Origin of the sequence: Acidisoma sp., assembly GCF_965199065.1 — a bacterium.
Taxonomy (GTDB): domain Bacteria; phylum Pseudomonadota; class Alphaproteobacteria; order Acetobacterales; family Acetobacteraceae; genus Acidisoma.
Genome location: NZ_CBDAQN010000003.1, coordinates 1,463,176 through 1,483,827, shown reverse-complemented (window position 1 = coordinate 1,483,827; position 20,652 = coordinate 1,463,176). Strand labels below are relative to the sequence as shown.

Sequence of the window (20,652 nt, the reverse complement as noted above, 5' to 3'; positions counted from 1 at the left end):
GGCGCGGCTCAGGCAGCCGCCTTCTTTTTCTTCTTCTTGCCCTCGCGCGCGATCTGGGTCGGTGCCGGCGCGCCACCCTTGGCCCGCTCCAGCACGAACTTCGCGTAGTCGTCCATGTCGCCATCGAAGGGCACGACCGTGCCGTCGGCCGCCAGCCACAGCCGGTCCGCCACCAGCTCCATGAGCGAACGGTCATGGGTGATGAGGATGACCGCACCCTCGTAATCGTTCAGCGCGTCGAGCAGCGCGCGCCGGCTGTCGATGTCGAGATGGTTCGTCGGCTCGTCGAGGATCAGCAGATGCGGGGCCGCCTGCGCCACGAGGTTCAGCAGCAGACGCGCGCGCTCGCCGCCGGAAAGGTCGAAGACCGTCGTCTCCTGCTTGCTGAAGCCCAGGCCCCATTGGGCGAGCCTTGACCGCCGGGTGGATTCGCTGATCTCCGGCATCGACCGCCGCACGATCTCCAGGGGGGTGTCGTCGGGGTCCAACGCCTCGATCTGATGCTGGTGGAACCAGCCGACCTTGATCCGCCCCTCGCGCTGCATCCGCCCGGAACGTATTTTCAAAGCGCCCGCCGCCATCTTGGCGAAGGTCGACTTGCCGGCGCCGTTGACGCCGAGCAGCCCGATGCGGTCGTCGATGTCGAGCCGCAGGTCGAGCCCGCGCAGAATAGGAGGATCGTCGCCGTAGCCGACATCCACATTCTCGAGCCGCATCAGCGGCGGGGCCAGAGGCCGCGCGGGCGAGGGCAGCAGGAACGGCGCCACCCGCTCCTCGATCGTCTCGCCGATCGGCTCCAGCTTCGCCAGGCGCTTCATGCGGGACTGCGCCTGCGCCGCCTTGCTGGCGGTCGCCCGGAAGCGGTCGACGAAGCTCTGCAGATGCGCCCGCTCGGCCTCCTGCTTCGCCCGCGAGGCCGATAGCAGCCGCAGCTTCTCGGCCCGCCGCCGCTCGAAGTCGTCATAGCCGCCGGTATAGAGGTCTAGCTTGCCCTCGCTCACATGCAGGATGTGCTGCACCGAGTTGTTCAGCAGCTCGCGGTCGTGGCTGATGATGAGCGCCGAATGCGGATATTTCTGCAGCCGCGCCTCCAGCCACAGCGCGCCCTCGAGATCGAGATAGTTGGTCGGTTCGTCGAGCAGCAGCAGGTCGGGCTCCGCGAACAGCGCCGAGGCAAGCGCCACGCGCATGCGCCAGCCGCCCGAGAACTCAGCCATCGGGCGCTCGAGGTCCTCGGTGGAGAAGCCGAGGCCGCTGAGGATTTCGGCGGCCCGCGCCGGCGCGCGGTCGGCGTCGATCTCGTTCAGCCGCATGTAGATGTCGCCCATCCGCTCGGGTTCTGCCGTCTCCAGCTCGGTGTAGAGGGCGTCGCGCTCAGAGTCGGCGGCGAGGATCGTCTCGATCAGCGAGATGGGCGTCGCCGCGTGTTCCTGGTCGACCGCCGCGATCCGGGCGGCGCGCGGCACGAGGATCTCGCCGCTATCGGGCTGCAGCGATCCGAGGATGAGCTTGAACAGCGTCGACTTGCCGACGCCGTTGCGGCCGACGAGGCCGACCTTCGAGTTGACCGGCAGCGTGACGCTGGCGCGGTCGAAGAAGCGGCGTCCCCAGGCGTTGAAGACGAGGCCGTCGATCTGGATCATGGGAACAGGTGCCGCGGGTCAGTGTAAGCGGGCTTCCCTACAGGCTTTTGCCGCACTGCACCATGACCGCCGTCGGTAATCGAACTAGTGTTCGAACTGCGGCCCTACGAACGTGAACATGCTTTGAGGAAAGGTGCCCCCGAACTTCATGTCATAGAGGCTGATCTGGGTCGAGCGCCCCTGCGCGTCGCGGATGACCCAGCTTCGCAAGGTGAGCGGATCGGTCGCGAAGATCAGGGTGATGGTCCCGCCCGAGGGGTTGCTCGTCCGCACCAGGGTGATCTGGATCTGCCCGGTCGCCCGCGCGATGCCGGTGACGGTCACCGGGCCGGCGAGCTTCAGATTGTCCTGCAGCAGCAGTCCGAGGGGCGTGCTCGACAGGAACAGGTTCGTCGTCTGCCGGACTGCCGGATCGTAATAGACGAGCAGCCCGTGCCCGGCGACGAGCAGCATCCGATCGGGCGGATCGTATTCGAAGCGCATGCGCCCGGGCCGTTGCATCCAGACATTGCCGCCGATGGTGTTGCCGTTGTTGTCGACCTGCAGGAAGCGCGCCTGCATCGTGTGGATGCTGTTGAGGTGTTGCTCGATCGCTGCGATATCGGCCTGATCCTGCGGCGTCCTCGGAGGGGCGGTCGCCAGCTGTGCCTGCGCCCCGGTCATCGGTGCGGCGGCGAGCGGGAGTGCGACCAGAGGGGCCAGCATGAGGAAGGTGCGACGGTTCATAGCGCCGCATTTGGCACTCCCGCGACCGCTTGAGAAGGGCGCCCGCGTGAAGCCGGGATTACCGAATGGTGTGCCGCGTCACGCGGCGGCGGCGGCCAGACCCATCGGCATCTGCCCCGCGCTGATGAAGCCGCGGCTGAGCAGACCGCCCGCCGTCACGTAGCGGAAGGCGCTGGGATCGGAGAGCAGGGCGCGCAGAAGAAGATTGTTGGTCCGGTGGCCAGAGCGGTTGCCCCGGAAGCGCCCGATGATGCATGCGCCGGCCAGCGCCAGGTCGCCGACCGCGTCGAGCACCTTGTGGCGGACGCACTCGTTCCCGAAGCGAAGACCCGCCGGGTTCAGAACCGCATCGCCATCGACGACGACAGCGTTGTCGAGGCTGCCGCCGAGCGCCAGACCGGCGGCGCGCAACCGCTCGACCTCCTGTGCCTCCACGAACGTCCGAGCGCCGGCAACCTCGGCACGGAAACTCGGTTCGGAAACCCGAAGTTCAAAAGATTGCCGGCCGATCGCGGCGGCGGTGAAGTCGATCGCCATCGAGATGTCGAGCCCGACCCAGCTGCCGCCGGCCGGCAGCGGCTCGAAGCTGGCGGAAGCGGCGCCGTCGCTGACGAGCACTGGCCGCATGATCTCGATCATCTCGCGCGCGGCCGGAAGGTCGACCACGCCTGCACAATCGATCAGGAAGACGAAAGGCGCCGCCGAACCATCGAAGATCGGGATTTCAGGCCCATCGACCTCAACCAGCACGTTGTCGACGCCAGCGGCCGCGAGCGCCGCCATGATGTGCTCAACCGTTCCGATGGAGGCCTCGGGATGATCAGGCGATGCCAGCCGCGTGCAGAGCCGCGTATCCGAGACGCAATCGTGCCGCGCCGGGATGTCGATGCCGAGATCGACGCGGCGGAACACGATGCCGTGGCCGGGTCCGGCGGGAATGAGGGCCAGCCGCGTTTCCAGCCCGCTGTGCAGCCCGGTGCCGCGGCAGTCGATCGCGTTGCGCAGGGTTCGCGAAGCCGCCGGGATCGCCGTCTCCGTGTAGTATCCCGGCAGACCATCCATCACCGTGCGCCCCTCCATTACAACCGAGATAAGCGGCCGTTTGCCGCTTGTTAATGCAAGCGGAAGAAAGCATTCCCGGGGTGCGACCGCCAGTCAATGATTGTTGCCCAGTGTTACCGCATAACAAACTGTTTTTATAAGATTTGCATATTTCAATCTGATACATTGTGATCAAGTTCGCGCCGGAGCGCGGCGGCACCGTCGCCGGGACCGATCAGCCCCTGCCGCAGGAACAGGTCGATCAGCACCAGACTGACATTGAATTTGAAGCTGTCGCCGTCGCGGACCGCTTCTACCGCCCTGCCGATCGGCCAGAGCTCGAACGCTTCCACCTCGCCGTCACTGGGTTGAGGGATGAAATCCTCCGGTAGGTCGAGGTCGTAGCAATAGAGCAGGTCGCGGCGCAGGCCCTCCGCCCGCTCCATGTCGTAGCGGATACGGCCCACTGCCCGCGCCTGGCTGATGAGAGCCAGGGGCACGGCGGCCTCCTCCCCGGCTTCCTTGAGCAGCGTGTCGAGCGGACCCATCCCGGCCGAGATGCCGCCGGCCACGATATGGTCGAGCTTGCCGGGGTCGAGCAGCTTGTTCGCCGCCCGCCGGGCGACCCAGAGATGAAGTCCGTCGGCGCGCTCGACGAGGCCGTTGCAGTGGACGCCGCGCGAGGTGATGCCGAAGGAAGGCACGGCGCCTCGGTCGACGATGGTGATCGGTGGCGTGTCCTCGTTCACTCGCACGTCGAAGGCTTCCCCCCGCAGCCGGTATTGCCCTTGCTGGCCCAGATGCTCGGCGATGGCTGGCAGTTCCGCCGCGCGCCCGGCAGGCAGGGTGATGCCGCCGTCGGCATCGTGGGCGAGGCTCGTCTTCCGGCTCAGCTCGCCCGCGAAGGCCGGGCGCAGCCAGCCCACGGCGTCGGCGCCGATGCGGAACGGCAGCCGCTCGCCGGGCAGGACGGCGTTCCGGCACAGGCGTAGATGCCGCATGAACATTCCAGTGGCATCGTCAGCCATGCGAGAGGGACCTTTGCAGAGTGAAGGAGGCCGTGCGACATGCGGAGAATGGCGACAGCCTCCCCAACGAACCCCCTGGATAGCACGGCGGCCGCCGCCACGAAGAAGGATACGGCAGCGCATACCGTGCGGATGCTGTTGCCCTATCTCTGGCCGCCCGGCGACCCGGTGGCGAAGCTGCGCGTCAGTGCCGCTGTCGCCTGTCTGATCCTGGCCAAGGTGGCGACGGTCTACATCCCCATCCTCTACAGCCGCGCGGTGGATCATCTGGCGCCCAAAGGCGCGCATGCTCTCGGCGGCGGCCCAGCCTCGGCCGCCATCACCGTCCCCGTGGCGCTCATCATCGGCTACTGCCTGCTGCGCATCGCCTCGGGGGCCTTCGCGGAGCTGCGGGACGCGGTTTTCGCCGCCGTGCAGCAGCGCGCGGTGCGGCGGATCGCGCTGCAGACCTTCGAGCATCTGCACCGGCTGTCGCTGCGCTTCCACCTCGACCGGCACACCGGCGGCCTCTCCCGTGCCATCGACCGCGGCACCAACGGCATCGAGCAGGTGCTGAGGTTCGCGATCTTCAACATCATCCCGACGCTGTTCGAGTTGGCGATGGTCACCATCATCCTGTGGCGCCTGTTCGACTGGCGCTACGCGGCCACGACCCTGATCGCGGTCGGCCTCTATGTCGGCTTCACCCTCACCTTCACCAACTACCGGGTGCGGTTCCGGCGGCTGATGAACGACAGCGACGCCGACGCGCAGACCAAGGCGGTCGACAGCCTGCTGAACTACGAGACCGTGAAATACTTCGGCAACGAGCGGCACGAGGCGGCGCGGTTCGATACGGCGCTGGCGAAATACGAGCGCGCGGCCGTGCGGTCGCAGGTGACGCTCAACATGCTCAATATCGGGCAGTCGGTCATCATCGCGCTCGGCCTCGCGGCCATCATGATGCTCTCGGCGACCGGGGTCGCCTCCGGCCACATGACGGTCGGGCGCTTCGTGCTGGCCAACACCTACCTCATGCAGCTCTACACGCCGCTGACCTTTCTCGGCTTCGTCTACCGCGAGCTGAAGCAGGGGCTCGTCGACACCGAGCACATGTTCCGCCTCATGCAGGTGGGCGCCGAGGTCACCGACAGCCCCGATGCGCATGAGCTGGCGCCGGGCAGCGCGGCGCCGACGCTCGCCTTCGAGGACATCCATTTCGGCTACGGCCCTGACCGGGCGATCCTGAAGGGCGTGAGCTTCGCGATCCCGCCGGGCGGAAACCTCGCCATCGTCGGGCCGACGGGCGCCGGCAAATCGACGCTCACCCGCCTGCTGTTCCGCTTCTATGACGTGGGCGAGGGCAGCATCCGCATCGGTGGCGAGGACATCCGGGACCTCACTCAGGACAGCCTGCGGGCGGCGATCGGGGTCGTGCCCCAGGATACGGTGCTGTTCAACGACACCATCCGCTACAACATCGCCTATGGCCGCCCAACCGCATCGCCGGAGGAAATCGAGGAAGCGGCGCGGCACGCCCAGCTGCATGATTTCATCCTGACGCTGCCCCTCGGCTACGAGACGAAGGTCGGCGAGCGGGGCCTGAAGCTCTCAGGCGGCGAGAAGCAGCGGGTGGCGATTGCGCGGACGCTGCTCAAGGACCCGCGCATCCTGGTGCTGGATGAGGCGACCAGCGCGCTCGACACCAATACCGAGCAAGAAATCCAGGCGGCGCTCCGGGCGGTCGCGCGGAACAGGACGACGCTGACGATCGCTCATCGCCTCTCCACGGTCGTGGATGCCGACGAAATCCTTGTGCTGGAGGGTGGCCGCGTGGTCGAGCGGGGCAGCCACTGGAATTTGCTTGCCCGAGGCGGCATCTATGCTGGGATGTGGGCGGCTCAATCCGAGCAGGAAGAGGGCGCCCGGGCCGAACGGGCCATTGCCGCGAACGCGGCGGAGTAGCCCCCGACAAAGGATAGCGCGCATGACCCCCGAGGACCCGTCCGACCTTCCCGGCATTGAAAACGCCTCCCCCGATCTGCGGCACGCGGGCGCGGTGGTCGATCAGGCGATCGATTACATGACGAAGCAAAGCCTCGATCCGGTGGCGATCGCTTCGGCGCTGCTAGGCGGGGCAATGGGCATGCTCACGATGCACCTGGGTCCTGACGCCGTCCTCGCGGTGCTCGATCAGGCGCGGGCGAGCGTCGAGTCCGGCGAGATGGCCTCTCTCGCCGAGCCTCCGGCGCAGGGCCACGCCTGACCACACCCCTGCGACCCGGTTGCCGAGCTTGACGCGCGGGGCGGCATTGGCCATAAGCCCGCCTCCGTCGGGACGCCGCACCCCTTTTCTTCGCGCGGCATGACCCGTTTGACGTTTTCGAGGTTTCCTATGTCCCGTCGCTGCGAGATCACCGGCAAGGGCGTGCAGTCTGGCAACAATGTCAGCCACGCCAATAACAAGACCCGCCGCCGCTTCCTGCCGAACATGCAGGACGCCTCGGTGATGTCCGAAATTCTCGGGGCGCCGATCACGCTCCGCGTGACGACGCGCGGTCTCCGCACGATCGAGCACAATGGCGGCATCGACAGCTTTCTGCTGAACACGGCGGCGAGCCAGCTACCGCCCGAGGCGAAGGCCATGAAGCGTCGCATCCTGCGCGCCCAGGCCCGCAAGAGCACCTCAACCTCCGCCTAGCTGCTGGTGCCTCTCCTTGAGGCGCGCCGGACAATCGACCGTCAGCCGCCCGTCATGCTCATGTGACGGGCGATTTTCGTTGTCGGCTGCTCGCGGTCGATGATGAAGTCATGCGCCTTGGGCTTCCGTGCGACGGCCGCCCGGATGATCGCCTCCATCTCCACGTCCGTGGCACCGTCCCGCAGCGGGGTCCGTAGGTCCGCCTGATCGTCCTGGCCCAGGCAGAGGAACAGCGTGCCCGTGCAGGTCAGCCGCACCCGGTTGCAGCTGTCGCAGAAATGCTCCGTTAGCGGCGTGATGAACCCGATCCGCTGACCGGTTTCCGCCACCCGCCAGTAGCGCGCGGGACCGGGGGCGACGCCCTCCAGGCCGGGCGTGTCATCGCGCGCCAGTGTCCAGCGGTGCTGCAACCTTGCCCGCACGAGCGACAGCGGCAGATACTGGTTGACCCGATCCTCGCCGGTTTCGCCTAGCGGCATCGTCTCGATCAGGCAGAGGTCGAAGCCCTGGCGGCCGCACCACGCGATGAGATCGTCGAACTCATCCTCGTTCACGTCCCTCAGCGCCACCGTGTTGATCTTGACGCGCAGGCCCGCGGCGCGGGCGGCCTCCAGCCCGTCCAGCGTCTGCTGGAGCCGCCCGCCGCGCGTCACGGCCCGGAACCTGTCGGCATCCAGCGTGTCGAGGCTCACATTGATCCGGCGCACCCCGGCCGCGGCCAAGCCGGCAGCGTGGCGGGTCAGTTGGCTGCCGTTGGTGGTGAGCGTCAGTTCCGCGAGACCGTTCGCCCCGAGTTCCTGTCCGAGCGTGTCGATCAGCCGCATGACATCGCGGCGCACCAGCGGTTCCCCGCCGGTGATGCGGAGCTTCTTCGTGCCCAGCCGGATGAAGATGCGGCCCAGCCGCTCCAGCTCCTCGAAGGTCAGGAGTTCATCGCGCGGCAGGAAGACCATGTTCTCCTGCATGCAATAGACGCAGCGTAGGTCACAGCGATCGGTGACTGAGACGCGCAGATAGGAGATTGCGCGCCCGAAAGGATCGATCAGCGGTTTGTGTTCGGAAGGCATCAATCGTCCACCAGTTCGAGGGCGACGACGTGGGCATTGATCAGCACCTTGCCCGCATCCTCGAAGTTCACGGTAATGCGGTCGCCGATGACGGACTGCACCTGACCCACGCCCCAGTCGGGAGAGGCGGGGTTGCGGACCCGCGCGCCGGGCTCGATGAACAGGAAAGTCTGGTGCGCCATGAGCGGCGATTATCCTTGAGACCTAGGGCACAGGCGCTATGGTTGGCTACGGCCGACGACCTACCACGTAGGGTGGCTGATGGTGAACGGCCAGAGTGAGAATGCACGGATGCGCTTCCGATGCAGGTCTGGCACGCAACATGACACGCGATTCATCCAAGTGTCACTGGGATGTGCGCCCAGCACGGCATAGTCGGATGCATGATTGTGCTCACCCCTATGCGAGTCGCGCATCATGAACAACATGCCGTACAACCTCGCCGGTTTGGCAGCCGGCCTGGCAGCCGGTCACAGCCCCCAAGGGTTTGAGCCGGCCAGATATCGCGCTGTCTTCATCTCCGACGTGCATCTTGGCACCAAAGGCAGCAAGGCGGAAATGCTTGCGGCCTTCCTCGCGGACGCAAGTTGCGAAACGATGTATCTCGTCGGCGACATCATCGACGGCTGGCGATTGAAACGTTCCTGGTTCTGGGACCGGCATCATGACGCGGTGCTCCGCACCATCCTCCGCCACGCCCGCCACGGCACGGAGGTCATCTATATCCCCGGAAACCACGACGAGATGCTGCGCGACTGGCTACCCATCGGGCTTGAGATCGCGGGTGTCCGCCTGGCCGAGGAGGCCGTCCACGTCACCGCCGACGGCCAGAAGCTGCTGGTCATCCACGGCGACGCCTTTGACAGCGTCGTTCGCTACGCTGCGTTCCTCGCCCATCTCGGCGACCACGCCTATACCGCCGCGCTGGTGCTGAACCGCTGGTTCAACTGGGGGCGCCGGCACCTCGGCTACCCCTACTGGTCGCTCTCGGCCTGGCTGAAGCGCCAGGTCAAGGAGGCGGTGAAGTTCATCGACAGCTTCGAGGTGGCACTCGCCCAGGAAGCGAAGAGCCGCGAGATGGACGGTGTGGTCTGCGGCCATATCCATCATGCCGAGATGCGGATGATCGGGACGACGCGCTATTTCAATACCGGCGACTGGGTGGAGACATGCTCGGCGCTGGTGGAGCATCATGATGGCCGGTTCGAACTCATCGACTGGCCGACGGCGATCCGGGCGCGGGTGCCGGTGGTTCCGCCGGGGCGCGAGGCGGCTCCGGCCGACGCCCCTGTGGCAGACGAGGCGGCGGTTCCCGCATGACCGGCTGGCCCGAACGCGTCGCGATCGTCTCGGATGCCTGGCATCCTCAGATCAACGGAGTTGTCCGCAGCCTCGGCCAGCTGGTCCGGGAAATGCGCGCCCAGGGGATCGAGGTCGAGATTTTCGGCCCCGACCGCTTCAGCACGCTGCCCTGCCCCTTCTACCCCGAGATCCGGCTGGCGCTGTGGCCGAAGCGCGGCCTTCACCGCATGCTGCGGGACTTCAAGCCGGACGCGCTGCATATCGCGACCGAGGGCCCGCTCGGCCTGTCGGCCCGGCGCTGGGCCATGCGGCAGCGGCTGGCCTTCACGACCAGCTTCCATACCCGCTTCCCGGAGTATGTCGCGGCACGGCTGCCTTTCCCGCGCGCCCTGACCGAACGCCTCGTCTACCGCTGGATGCGGTCCTTCCATCGTTCGGCCTCTGCCGTCATGGCGCCGACGCCGAGCCTTATCGGGGAACTCACCGCGCGCGGTTTTGCCAATGTTTGTCTTTGGACGCGGGGCGTCGACACGGCCGGGTTTCACCCGGGCCTGCGGGACGAGCCGAGCGGGCAACCCCGGCCGGTCTTCCTTTATGCGGGCCGGCTCGCGGTCGAGAAGAACATCGAGGCGTTCCTCAACCTCGACTTGCCCGGCTCCAAACTGGTTGTGGGTGATGGCCCCGACCGCGCGCACCTTGAACGCAACTACCCCGATGTCAGCTTCACCGGGATGCTGTCCGGGGAGGCGCTGACGCGCGCCTACGCCTCTGCCGACGTGCTCGTTTTCCCAAGCCGCACCGACACCTTCGGGCTCGTCATGCTGGAGGCCTTGGCGTGCGGCACGCCGGTCGCGGCCTATCCGGTCACGGGTCCGCGCGACGTTCTGGGCGCGGCGTCACCGCCTGTCGGTGGATTGGATGAAGACCTGCGGACGGCGGCCCTGGCGGCGCTGACGGTCGATCGCGCGCTGTGCCGGCGCTTCGCCGAGGGGTTCTCGTGGTCGGCGGCGACCAAGATGTTTTTGGGCAACCTCGTGCCGACGGCGGGGCTGCGTAACCGGGGCGCGGTTCGGAAATACAAGAACGCGCGCGTTTTAACCGGGGTTCAGGCCTGATCCGGAACCTTGCCTTCTACGTCAGATGCGGCAGCTCGAAGTAGCCCTCGGTCCGCATCTCCATGAGGCGTGACGCCGTCCGCTCGAAGGCTTTCGCGCCGTCGCCCTCCGCGTAGAGCTGGTCCGGCATCGCGGCGGCCGAGGCCACCAGCTTCACCCGGTGATCGTACAGGTTGTCGATCAGGTTGATGAACCGGCGGGCTTCATTGTGGTTGTCGGGCGTCAGGCGCGGCACATCGTCCAGCACGACCGCATGGAAGTGCGTGGCGATGGCGAGGTAATCGCCCGCGCCCAGATTTCGGGCGCAAAGATCGTTGAAGCTGAAGCGCGCCACGCCGTGCGACGCCTGCACCACGGGCAGCGTGCGCCCCATGACCTGCAGGGAGACCGGCGCCACCGCCTCGCCTTCAGTCATCTGCGCGAAGGCCTCGTCGAGCGCTGTCCGCGCCTCGGCGCCCAGCGGCACATGCCAGGTATCCTCGGTGTCCGGGCGAGAGCGGCGGTAGTCCTGCGCCGCCTCCAGCACCAGCACGTCCAGGTTCTGCTTGAGGATGGCGATGAAGGGCAGGAAGGCATCACGGCCGGGCTGCCCGCGAAAGAGGTCATCGGGCGCCGTGTTGGAGGTGGCGACAACGATGACACCGCGTTCGAACAGCGCCTCGAACAGCCGCCCGAGGATCATGGCGTCGGCGATGTCGTTGATCTGGAACTCGTCGAAGCAGAGGAGGATGGCTTCCTCGGCGATCTGGTCGGCGAGCGGCGGGATAGGGTCGTGGCCGTCGTGATTCGACTCTCTCCACGCGAATATCCGCCGGTGCGTCTCCTGCATGAAGGCATGGAAGTGGATGCGGCGCCGGCGAGGGACCTCGGCGGTCTCGAAGAACATGTCCATCAGCATGGACTTGCCACGTCCGACCTCGCCGACGAGGTAGAGCCCGTGCAGATGCGAGGCGGGGGCCTCATCCACCGGCTTGCGGCGCAGGAAGCGCCCGACAAGCGTCTTGCGCGCCAGCCGCGCCGGCGGATCGTAATGCCGTAGTTTCTGCCATAGCGATTGCAGGCGCTCGGCGGCGACCGCCTGAGCCGGATCGGAGAGCAGCCGCTGGCTGGCAACGGCATGGCGATAGACGGCCAGCGGCCCAGACCCCTTAGGGGCACCGCTCAGCACCGACTCAACGGGAACTGCCATATCCATGTTGCAGTGCACATAATGCCGAGGGAGTTACCAGGCAATGGACCTTTTGGCTGAACTTGCTTGCATGGATAGAGGGGCGCCGAGGCTCTGCCCGTGACTTCGGGGCAGGTGCGGGCTATCGAAGCCGACGCGCGCCAGAACCGGCGCAAGTGCAGGGTGAGAGATCATGACAGTGCGGATCGACCGGGTGGTGACGCGCGGCGGCGATGGCGGCATGACCTCGCTCGGCACCGGCGAGCGGGTGCGCAAGGACGCCCTGCGGGTGGAAACTTTCGGCACGGTCGACGAGGCCAACGCGGTCATCGGCATGCTGCGGCTGCACACGCGCGATCGGCCGGTTGAGGATGCGATGCTCGCCCGCATCCAGAACGATCTGTTCGACCTCGGAGCCGACCTGTGCGCTCCACCTGCCCCGGAGGAGGACGAGCCGGGCGCCCGGCCCCGCCTGCGGGTCGGGGAGGCCGCTATAGTGCGGCTCGACGCCGAGATCGTGCTGATGAACGAGAGCCTGCCGCCGTTGACGAGCTTCATCCTGCCGGGCGGCACGCCGGGCGCGGCCTATGCTCACCTGGCGCGCACGATCGTTCGCAGAGCCGAACGGCTTGCGGTGGCCCTGGCGGCCTCGGAGGCGGTCAATCCGCGCGCTCTGCTCCTGCTCAACCGCCTTTCGGACCATCTTTTCGTCCTCAGCCGCGTGTTGAACGTCGGCTCGGGTCAGGAGGTGTTGTGGGTTCCCGGCGGTTCACGGTAACAGCGCGGCTCTCGGGACTTCGCGCGCGGCTCGTTTTGGTATAAGCCGCGGACAATGTCCAAGCATCGCCCGCTTCTCAAAGTCCGGCTTCTGCCCGTGGCCCTCATTCTCGCGCCGACGCTGACCGGCTGCGGGTTCTTTAACTCCGGTCCGACCGCTGCCCAGATTCAGCAGCGGAACGCCACGCTGCCGCCTGAAGTCGTCTACAACAACGGCATCAATGCGGTTCAAAAGCAGGACTATCAGGGCGCGGTCAACGACTTCAACGACATCGAGCAGAACACGCCGTATTCGCCGTGGGCCACGAACGCCCAGCTGATGCATGGCTACACGGAGTATCTGCGCAGCCATTACACGGACGCGATCAGCGCGCTCAACCGCTACATCGACCTGCATCCGGCGGATCGCGACATCGCCTACGCCTACTACCTGCGGTCGCTTTGCTACTACGAGCAGATCTCAGACGTGCAGCGTGACCAGGCGACGACGCATGACGCGATCGGCGCCTTGCAGGAGGTGGTGAACCGCTTCCCAGACAGCGCCTATGCCCGCGATGCTCAGCTGAAGATCGACCTCTGCCAGGATCAGCTGGCCGGGCACGAGATGGTCATCGGCCGGTTCTATGAGAAGCAGCACCTCTACGCGGCCGCCATCGGGCGCTACCAGACGGTGATCAACGATTACCAGACCACCAACCACGTCGCCGAGGCGCTGGAGCGCCTGACCGAGATCTACCTGAAGCTGGGCCTGACGGATGAGGCGCGGCGGACCGCTGCGGTGCTCGCCTATAACTATCCGGGCAATGTCTGGTATCGGGACGCCTATTCCAAGCTGTCGAGCCAGGGCATCATCGACCGGCAGACCGGCGGCGCCAACGCGCTTGCGTCGGACGCCGACACGACGCCGGATACCGGCACCGTGCCGGCCGGTCCGGCGACCCCGCCGCCCAAGTCATCCGGCGGCTTCTTCGGCTGGCTGTTCTAAATCTGAACCGGACGCTGGGAGGGGCGCCATGCTCAGCGCGCTTTCCATCCGGGACGTGGTTCTCATCGACCGGCTGGACCTCAGCTTCGGCGAGGGGCTGACGGTCCTCACCGGCGAAACCGGCGCCGGCAAATCCATTCTGCTCGACAGCCTGGGGCTGGCGCTGGGGGACCGCGCCGACAGCGGCCTCGTCCGCGCGGGCCAGGAACAGGCCGCCGTCAGCGCGTTCTTCACGCCGCCGCTGACCCACCCCGCTTTCGCGCTTCTTGCCGAGCAGGGGTTGGAGGCCGAGGGCGAAATCGTCATCCGCCGTCTGGTCAACCGGGACGGGCGGTCGCGCGCCTTCGTCAACGACCAGCCGGTGAGCGCCGGGCTTCTGCGGCGTCTCGCCGGTTTGCTGGTCGAGGTGCAGGGGCAGCACGACCAGATCGGGCTGGCCGACCCCGCCGCTCATGGTCCCCTGCTGGATGGTTTCGGCGTGGCGTCTGCCATCACAGGCGCGGTGTCGACCGCATGGGCCGCGTGGCGCGAGCGGCTGGCAGCCCTCGATGCCGCCCGCCGCGCCATGGCCGAGGCGCAGCGCGACGAGGAATGGCTGCGCCATGCAGTCGGCGAACTGTCGGATCTGAAGCCGCAGCCGGGCGAGGAGGAGCAACTCGCCCAGGCCCGGCATGCCATGCAACAGGGCGTGCGGCGCGCCGAGGGCATCGCCGCGGCGCTTTCCGAAATCGCCCCGCGCGAGCGCCGTAACCCCGGACCTGGGGCGGCGCTCCGCTCGGCCGCGCGGAGCCTGCAGAGGCTCATCCCGAGCGGGACCGCCGCCGAGGACGAGTCCGACAGCCCGCTCGCGCCCGCGATGGCAGCGATCGAGCGCGCCGAGGAGGCTCTGGCCGAGGCGGAGACGCTGCTTTCCCGTCTGGCGCAGGAGGCCGAGGCCGATCCACGCGATCTCGAGCGGGCGGAGGAGCGGCTGTTCGCCCTCCGGGCGGCGGCGCGCAAGCACGGCGTGCCGGTGGCCGAACTGCCGGCGCTGCGCGATAGCCTGGCGGCCCGGCTGGCGGCGCTCGACACCGGGACGGCGGGGCTGGCGGAACTGGAGGCCGCGGTGGTGGCCGCGCGAACGGCCTTCATCGCTGCGGCGCAGACACTGACCGAGGCACGGACGCAGGCGGCGGGGCGGCTGGAGAAAGCCATCATGGCCGAGCTGCCGCCGCTGCGGCTCGAGAAGACGCGCTTCGTGGTCGAGACGGTGCCGCTGGCCGAAGTCGGCTGGGGGGCGCGCGGGGTGGAGGCGGTGCGTTTCCTCATCGCCACCAATCCAGGCCAGACGCCGGGGCCGATCGAGAAGATCGCCTCGGGCGGCGAGTTGTCGCGCCTCATGCTGGCCCTGAAGCTGGTGCTGAGCCGGGGCTCCTCGGTCGGCACGCTCATCTTCGACGAGGTCGATTCCGGGATTGGCGGCGCGACGGCCGCGGCTGTGGGCGAGAGGCTGGCGCGGCTGGCGCAGGACATCCAGCTGTTGACGGTGACGCACAGCCCGCAGGTCGCGGCGCGCGGACAGGCGCATTTCCGGGTCGCCAAGGGTTTGCACGATGGGCGCGGGGTGACGCGCGTGGAGCCGCTCACGGGTCAGGCGCGGCGGGAGGAGGTGGCGCGGATGCTGGCGGGCGAACAGGTGACGGAGGCCGCCCGAAAGGCTGCGGACAGCCTTCTGGGCGATGCGGCATGAGCCGGAAGCCGAAGGGGTTCGAGGCGGCGCGTGCCGAGCTCGCGACCCTCACCGAAAAGATCGCGGCGGCCGATGTCGCCTATCATGGGAATGACGCGCCGGAAGTCACCGACGCCGAGTATGACGGCTGGCGGCGGCGCGCAGCGGAAATCCTCGCGTCGTTCCCGGATCTCGCGGATCCGGGGTCGGCGGTGGCCGGTGTCGGCGCCGCCCCGGCCACCGGTTTCGCCAAATGGCGGCACGGCATCCCCATGCTCTCGCTGGAGAACGCCTTCGAAACCGCCGACTTCACCGAGTTCGAGGCGCGGATCCGGCGGTTCCTCGGCCTCAAGACCGACAACGCGCTTTCCTTCGTGGCGGAGCCGAAGCTCGATGGGCTGTCGATCTCGATCACCTACGAGAGCGGGTCGCTGATCGCGGCGGCGACGCGCGGCGACGGCTTTGAAGGCGAGGAGGTCACGGCCAACATCCGCACGCTCGCAAGCGTGCCGGACAAGCTGAAGGGTGAGGCGCCGGCGCGGATCGAGGTCCGGGGCGAGGTGCTGATGACCAAGGCGGACTTCCTTGCGCTGAACGAGGCGCAGGCGGCGGCGGGGGACCGGCTGTTCGCCAATCCCCGCAATGCGGCGGCTGGCAGCCTGCGGCAGCTCGACGCGCGGATCACCGCCGGGCGTAAGTTGCAGTTCTTCGCCTATGCCATGGGCGAGGCAAGCGAAGAGGTGGCTGGCACCCACTCGGAATTTCTGGCGCGCCTCGAAGGCTGGGGCTTCACCGTCAATCCGCTGCGCCGCCGGGTCTCGGGCGGCCCGGAAGCCGAGGCCTTCCAGCGCGAAATCGGCGAGGGCCGCGCGGCGTTGCCCTATGACATCGACGGCGTCGTCTACAAGCTGGACGACATCGGGCTGCAGCGGCGGCTCGGCTTCGCGGGGCGCGCGCCGCGCTGGGCGATCGCCTGGAAGTTTCCTGCCGAACAGGCGGTGACGATCCTGCGGGACATCCGCATCCAGGTCGGGCGGACTGGCGCGCTGACGCCGGTCGCGGAGCTGGAGCCGGTGAATGTCGGCGGCGTGCTGGTCACGCGGGCGACGCTCCACAACGAGGACGAGATCGCCCGCCGCGATGTGCGGGTCGGCGACACCGTCATGCTCCAGCGGGCGGGCGACGTGATCCCGCAGATCCTGGGCATCCTGCCCGACAAGCGGCCGGAGGGTGCCGTGCCCTGGGTGCCGCCGGAGACCTGCCCGGTCTGCGGCTCGCTGGCCCTGCGGCCCCCCGGCGAGGTCGTGCGCCGTTGCACCGGCGGCCTGATCTGCCCCGCGCAGACGGTCGAGCGTCTCATCCATTTCGTCTCGCGCGGCGCGTTCGACATCGAGGGGCTGGGCGACCGCACCGTCGCCGAATTCTACACCGACGGCCTGCTGAAGACGCCCGAGGACATCTTCGCGTTGCCGCAGCATGAGCCGGAGATCGCCAAGCGCGAAGGCTGGGGTGCGACCTCCGCGCGAAACCTCAGCCGCTCGATCGAGGCGCGGCGGGTCATTTCCCTGGCGCGTTTCATCTACGCGCTGGGCATCCGGCGGATCGGCGAGACGAACGCCAAGCTGCTCGCCCGCCACTACGGCAGTTTCGCCCATTGGCGCGAGCAGATGCTGGCGGCGCGGGTGGTGGGGTCGGACGAGCGGCTGGCTTTGGGCAGCATCATCGGCGTCGGGCCTGCGGTCGCCGAGGAGCTGATGGAGTTCTTTGCCGAGGACCGCAACATCGCGGCGCTCGATGCGCTGGCGGCGGTGCTCACCGTCGAGGATGCGGCGGGCGCCGGGGCGGATAGTCCGCTGGCGGGCAAGACGATCGTCTTCACCGGCGGAATGGCGACGATGACGCGGCCCGAGGCCAAGGCGCGGGCAGAGACTCTGGGTGCCCGCGTCACGGACAGCGTGTCCAAGAACACCGACTACGTCGTGGCGGGCGCCGATGCGGGCTCCAAGGCGAAGAAGGCGGCGGCTCTGGGTTTGACGGTGCTGGACGAGCCGGCGTGGCGTGAGCTTGCCGGGCTGCCGCCGATGGACACGCCCGCCGAGGCGTAGGCCCGACAAGGGTCTGCAGGATGGAGCAGAAGGTTACGTTCGCGGATCCCCTGGCGGATACTGCTGTCTCTGTGCCAAGTAGCAATTTCGATTACTTGGAGCGGCCCGCACCATGCGTCTCACGTTTTCCCGCCGCGCCGCCAGACGTTGCCTTGCCGGATGACGAGCAGCCGGCCGCGCGTCTTCATTGCTTGCGTTCTGCCACCGGCCGCCGCCAAGCCCTTTCGTGATCGATACGACGCAGTCTTCAATGCAACGGACCGCGTGCTGACCGCCGACGAACTCGTGGCGGGAAGCATCGGCGCCGCGATCCTGGTCGTTACCGCCACCGACCGGCTCGACGCAGCGATGATTACGCAACTGCCGCCGAGCCTCCGCATCGTCTGCACCTACTCGGTAGGCACGGACCATATCGACCTTCCGGCGCTGGCGGCTCGCGGCCTCACCCTCCTCAGCACGCCGGATGTGCTCAGCGAATCCTGCGCCGACATCGCCCTGCTGCTCATGCTGGGCGCGGCGCGGCGCGCGGTGGAGGGGCTGGCGCTCGTACGCGGCGGCGCATGGGGCGGCTGGATGCCGGGTCAGCTTCTCGGCAGCGATGTACACGGCCGGCGGCTCGGCATCCTCGGCATGGGACGGATCGGCCGTGCCGTCGCCCGCCGCGCGCAGGGTTTTGGCATGCGCGTGCATTACCACAACCGCCGCCGGCTCGACCGGGCGCTGGAGGATGGCGCGCAATACCAGCCCGTCCTCCAGGATCTCGCCATCGTCAGCGACATCCTCTGCATCGCCTGTCCGGGCGGGGCCGCGAACCGCCACCTCATTGACGGCACATTCCTCGACCAGATGCCCGCGGGCGCGATCGTCACCAACATCTCCCGCGGCGACGTGATCGACGATGCGGCGCTGGTCGAGCGCCTGCAGGATGGCCGCATAGCGGCGGCCGGGCTCGATGTGTTCGACGGCGAGCCGACGATCCACCCGGCCTATCGGACCTTGTCCAATGTTTTCGCGCTTCCCCATAGCGGCAGCGCCACGGTCGAGACGCGGCGCGAGATGAGCCGCCTGCTCTGCGACGGCATCGATGTCGTTCTGGCCGGGGGGCAGCCCGCCAACCTCGTACGCTGACTCAGGCGGCAGAAGGCGCCCAGCCGGTCATGATGCCGAGCCGCAGCCGTGCGGTGATGCGGCCATCCTCATTCACCGGCAGCTTCATCAGCGCCGCCGGAAACAGCGCGCGCGGCGGCACCGACCGGCTACGCTCGCCAATCGCGTTCCTCTCGCCTGCTGCCTGCAGGTCCCGCAGCAGGGCCAGCGGGTTGGCGTAGAGCAGGTCGATATCCTCGGCATCCGCCACAGGCAGGGTGAACCCCGCCCGTTGCAGCAGCCCGGCGCAGTCCCGCAGGTCGGGGAAGGGCGAGATGCGGGGGCTGACCCCGCCACGCAACTCGGCCTCGGTTCCGGTGAGCGCGCGGCGCACCTCATCCAGCGTGCCGAGCAGCGGCAGGCTGGCCAGCAGCAGCCCCTCGGGCCTGAGCGCGCGGCGGATCTGGATCAGCGCCCCCGGCAGGTCGTTCACCCAATGCAGCGAGAGGTTGGCGACCACGAGGTCGAAGCTGTTCGTGCCGAACGGCAGCACTTCCTCGTCGCCGACGAGCGCGGGCGCACCGCTCAACGCGGCCATGCGTGCCGAAAGATCCATGGCGACGGTGGGGATGCCGGCGGCGCGCAGCCGGGGCGCGATGATCCCCCGTCCGCCGAGGTCGAGCGCCGCCATGAAGCGGCGGGTCGTGTCGGCCAGCCGGTCGAGCAGCCTGTCGGCCACGTCCTCCAGGATTGGCGCGACTTCCGAGACCGTGGCCGCGGCGCGGTCGCGGTGGCGGCGGACGGCGCCGCGGTCGAAGATGTCCGCCTGATCGGTCAGATCGCGGCTTCCGCGAAGATGCGGCGCGTGTCGCCGGCCCAGTCGCCGTGCCAGCGGGCCAGCCAGTGCTCGGCCTGGGTCGGAGCCCCGGCGGCTATTTCCCGCAGTGGCTCCAGGTAGATGCGTTCATCCGCGCCTTCGGCATTCCGGTGCGCCCGCGCCGCGAGCCCGCCTTCGGCGATCGCCACCAGAGGCTGGACGAGGTCGCGCAGGGTGCCCCGGCGCCAAGGCGCGTCGAGGCCCGCGCCCGGCACCGCCGCCCGCACCGCCATCAGCGCCTCGGGGCCGAGGTCTGCCACGAGCGCCTCGGCGGCGGTCAAGGCGGCGCCGTCGTACAGGATGCCGACCCAGAAGGCGGACAACGCCGTCATCATCGCCGGAGTGCCGGCATCGGCGCCGCGCATCTCCAGGAAGCGCTTGAGCCGGACATCGGTGAAGATCGTGGTGATATGGTCGGCGAAGTCGCCCATGGTCGGCACCTGGCCTTCGAACCCCGGCAACCTCCCGGCCATGAAGTCCCGGAACGAGGCCCCGGCGACATCGATGTAGCGGTCATCGCGGTAGACGAAATACATCGGCACATCGAGGGCGAATTCCGCGAACCGCTCGAAGCCGAAGCCTCGCTCGAAGACGGCGGCGGGAATGCCGGCGCGCACATTGTCGGTGTCGGTCCAGACCTGGGCCCGATTGGACAGCAGCCCGTTGGGGCGGCCCTCGTAGAAGGGCGAACTGGCGAACAGCGCGGTGGCGAAGGGCTGCAGCGCCAGACTGACCCGGAGCTTGGCGACCATGTCCGCCTCGGAGGCAAAGTCGAGATTTACCTGGACCGTACAGGTGCGCGTCATCATGTCCAGGCCGCGCGTGCCGACCTTCGGCATGTAGCTCTTCATGATGCCGTAGCGGCCCTTGGGCATCCACGGCATCTCGTCCCGCCTGGCGAGAGGGTGAAAGCCGAGCGGCGCGAAGCCGAGGCCGAGATCCGCCGCCACCGGACGCACCTCGGCCAGATGCGCGGCGAGCTCCGCCTGGGTCTCGTGCAGCGTGCGGCACAGGCCGCCGGAGAGTTCGAACTGCCCGGCCGGTTCCAGCGAGATCGAGGCGCCGTCGCGGCTCAACCCGATCGGCTGGCCGTTGTCGAGAATCGGCGCCCAGCCATCGGCCGCGATGCCTTCCAGCATGCCGCGGATGCCCCGTGGCTCGTAGGGCGGCGGAGCGAGGTCACCGAGGCGGAAGCCGAATTTCTCGTGCTCCGTGCCGATGCGGAAACGGTCCGGCGTTTTGCAGCCGCTCGCCAGATACTCGGCAAGCTGGCTGGTCGTGGCAATCGGGGTGAGGTCGCCCTCGCCGGGGTTGGACATCGGCTGTTCCGCTCAAGCGTCTATG

Annotated in this window: 19 protein-coding genes; 10 read left to right on the top strand and 9 right to left on the bottom strand. The window is 68.1% G+C overall.

Features of this window, described 5'->3' with window-relative positions:
* Positions 1–8: 8 nt before the first annotated feature.
* From ACOEQ1_RS14995 to ACOEQ1_RS14980, 4 genes are all read right to left on the bottom strand, one after another.
* Positions 9–1,643: an ABC-F family ATP-binding cassette domain-containing protein gene (locus ACOEQ1_RS14995; protein WP_419760042.1), complete on the bottom strand. Its 1,635-nt coding sequence runs from the start codon at positions 1,641–1,643 to the stop codon at positions 9–11.
* A gap of 84 nt (positions 1,644–1,727) precedes the next feature.
* Positions 1,728–2,369, bottom strand: a complete 642-nt coding sequence (locus ACOEQ1_RS14990) for a LolA family protein (protein ID WP_419760041.1) — start codon at positions 2,367–2,369, stop codon at positions 1,728–1,730.
* A gap of 78 nt (positions 2,370–2,447) precedes the next feature.
* Positions 2,448–3,431 carry a UDP-3-O-acyl-N-acetylglucosamine deacetylase gene (gene lpxC, locus ACOEQ1_RS14985; protein ID WP_419760709.1) on the bottom strand — a complete coding sequence of 328 codons (984 nt, stop codon included), beginning with the start codon at positions 3,429–3,431 and terminating at the stop codon, positions 2,448–2,450.
* Between the two features lie 152 nt (positions 3,432–3,583).
* Positions 3,584–4,438 (bottom strand): DUF4743 domain-containing protein, encoded by an 855-nt coding sequence (locus ACOEQ1_RS14980; RefSeq protein WP_419760040.1) that lies wholly within the window; start codon positions 4,436–4,438, stop codon positions 3,584–3,586.
* 132 nt (positions 4,439–4,570) lie between these two features.
* On the opposite strand from ACOEQ1_RS14980, the gene ACOEQ1_RS14975 reads away from it, so the two are divergent.
* The 3 genes from ACOEQ1_RS14975 (at position 4,571) to rpmB (ending at position 7,118) form a co-directional block, all read left to right on the top strand.
* The gene (locus ACOEQ1_RS14975) at positions 4,571–6,382 is read left to right on the top strand and encodes an ABCB family ABC transporter ATP-binding protein/permease (protein ID WP_419760708.1); all 1,812 of its coding nucleotides are present in this window, start codon (positions 4,571–4,573) and stop codon (positions 6,380–6,382) included.
* 22 nt (positions 6,383–6,404) lie between these two features.
* Positions 6,405–6,683 (top strand): hypothetical protein, encoded by a 279-nt coding sequence (locus ACOEQ1_RS14970; RefSeq protein WP_419760039.1) that lies wholly within the window; start codon positions 6,405–6,407, stop codon positions 6,681–6,683.
* A gap of 129 nt (positions 6,684–6,812) precedes the next feature.
* A complete protein-coding gene (gene rpmB, locus ACOEQ1_RS14965; RefSeq protein WP_419760038.1) occupies positions 6,813–7,118 on the top strand; it encodes a 50S ribosomal protein L28 in 306 nt (101 codons plus the stop codon).
* 41 nt (positions 7,119–7,159) lie between these two features.
* Here rpmB and moaA read toward each other — a convergent pair whose 3' ends face one another.
* Complete coding sequence (gene moaA / locus ACOEQ1_RS14960) at positions 7,160–8,185, bottom strand: GTP 3',8-cyclase MoaA (RefSeq protein WP_419760037.1); 1,026 nt, start codon at positions 8,183–8,185, stop codon at positions 7,160–7,162.
* Entirely contained in the window at positions 8,185–8,367 is a 183-nt protein-coding gene (locus ACOEQ1_RS14955; protein ID WP_419760036.1) for a DUF3553 domain-containing protein, read from the bottom strand. Before ACOEQ1_RS14955 ends, moaA begins: the two co-directional genes overlap by 1 nt.
* Before the next feature lie 235 nt (positions 8,368–8,602).
* Here ACOEQ1_RS14955 and ACOEQ1_RS14950 point away from each other — a divergent pair, with 235 nt between their 5' ends.
* Both ACOEQ1_RS14950 and ACOEQ1_RS14945 read left to right on the top strand, forming a co-directional pair.
* Positions 8,603–9,505: a UDP-2,3-diacylglucosamine diphosphatase gene (locus ACOEQ1_RS14950; protein ID WP_419760035.1), complete on the top strand. Its 903-nt coding sequence runs from the start codon at positions 8,603–8,605 to the stop codon at positions 9,503–9,505.
* Positions 9,502–10,602 (top strand): glycosyltransferase family 4 protein, encoded by a 1,101-nt coding sequence (locus ACOEQ1_RS14945; RefSeq protein ID WP_419760034.1) that lies wholly within the window; start codon positions 9,502–9,504, stop codon positions 10,600–10,602. The genes ACOEQ1_RS14950 and ACOEQ1_RS14945 overlap by 4 nt, the downstream gene beginning before the upstream one ends.
* 16 nt (positions 10,603–10,618) lie before the next feature.
* Here ACOEQ1_RS14945 and zapE read toward each other — a convergent pair whose 3' ends face one another.
* Complete coding sequence (gene zapE / locus ACOEQ1_RS14940) at positions 10,619–11,791, bottom strand: cell division protein ZapE (RefSeq protein WP_419760033.1); 1,173 nt, start codon at positions 11,789–11,791, stop codon at positions 10,619–10,621.
* Between the two features lie 172 nt (positions 11,792–11,963).
* Between zapE and ACOEQ1_RS14935 the strand changes: the two genes are divergently transcribed.
* The 5 genes from ACOEQ1_RS14935 (at position 11,964) to ACOEQ1_RS14915 (ending at position 18,473) form a co-directional block, all read left to right on the top strand.
* Complete coding sequence (locus tag ACOEQ1_RS14935; RefSeq protein ID WP_419760032.1) at positions 11,964–12,548, top strand: cob(I)yrinic acid a,c-diamide adenosyltransferase; 585 nt, start codon at positions 11,964–11,966, stop codon at positions 12,546–12,548.
* A gap of 54 nt (positions 12,549–12,602) precedes the next feature.
* Complete coding sequence (locus ACOEQ1_RS14930) at positions 12,603–13,532, top strand: outer membrane protein assembly factor BamD (RefSeq protein WP_419760031.1); 930 nt, start codon at positions 12,603–12,605, stop codon at positions 13,530–13,532.
* A gap of 28 nt (positions 13,533–13,560) precedes the next feature.
* A complete protein-coding gene (gene recN / locus ACOEQ1_RS14925) occupies positions 13,561–15,261 on the top strand; it encodes a DNA repair protein RecN (RefSeq protein ID WP_419760030.1) in 1,701 nt (566 codons plus the stop codon).
* Entirely contained in the window at positions 15,258–17,345 is a 2,088-nt protein-coding gene (gene ligA, locus ACOEQ1_RS14920) for an NAD-dependent DNA ligase LigA (protein WP_419760029.1), read from the top strand. Before recN ends, ligA begins: the two co-directional genes overlap by 4 nt.
* A 159-nt stretch (positions 17,346–17,504) precedes the next feature.
* A complete protein-coding gene (locus tag ACOEQ1_RS14915) occupies positions 17,505–18,473 on the top strand; it encodes a 2-hydroxyacid dehydrogenase (RefSeq protein WP_419760028.1) in 969 nt (322 codons plus the stop codon).
* A 1-nt stretch (position 18,474) separates the two neighbouring features.
* On the opposite strand, the gene ACOEQ1_RS14910 is transcribed toward ACOEQ1_RS14915, so the two are convergent.
* Both ACOEQ1_RS14910 and ACOEQ1_RS14905 read right to left on the bottom strand, forming a co-directional pair.
* Positions 18,475–19,269 carry a methyltransferase domain-containing protein gene (locus ACOEQ1_RS14910; RefSeq protein ID WP_419760707.1) on the bottom strand — a complete coding sequence of 265 codons (795 nt, stop codon included), beginning with the start codon at positions 19,267–19,269 and terminating at the stop codon, positions 18,475–18,477.
* Positions 19,266–20,627 carry a glutamate--cysteine ligase gene (locus tag ACOEQ1_RS14905; protein WP_419760027.1) on the bottom strand — a complete coding sequence of 454 codons (1,362 nt, stop codon included), beginning with the start codon at positions 20,625–20,627 and terminating at the stop codon, positions 19,266–19,268. Before ACOEQ1_RS14905 ends, ACOEQ1_RS14910 begins: the two co-directional genes overlap by 4 nt.
* Positions 20,628–20,652: the final 25 nt, after the last annotated feature.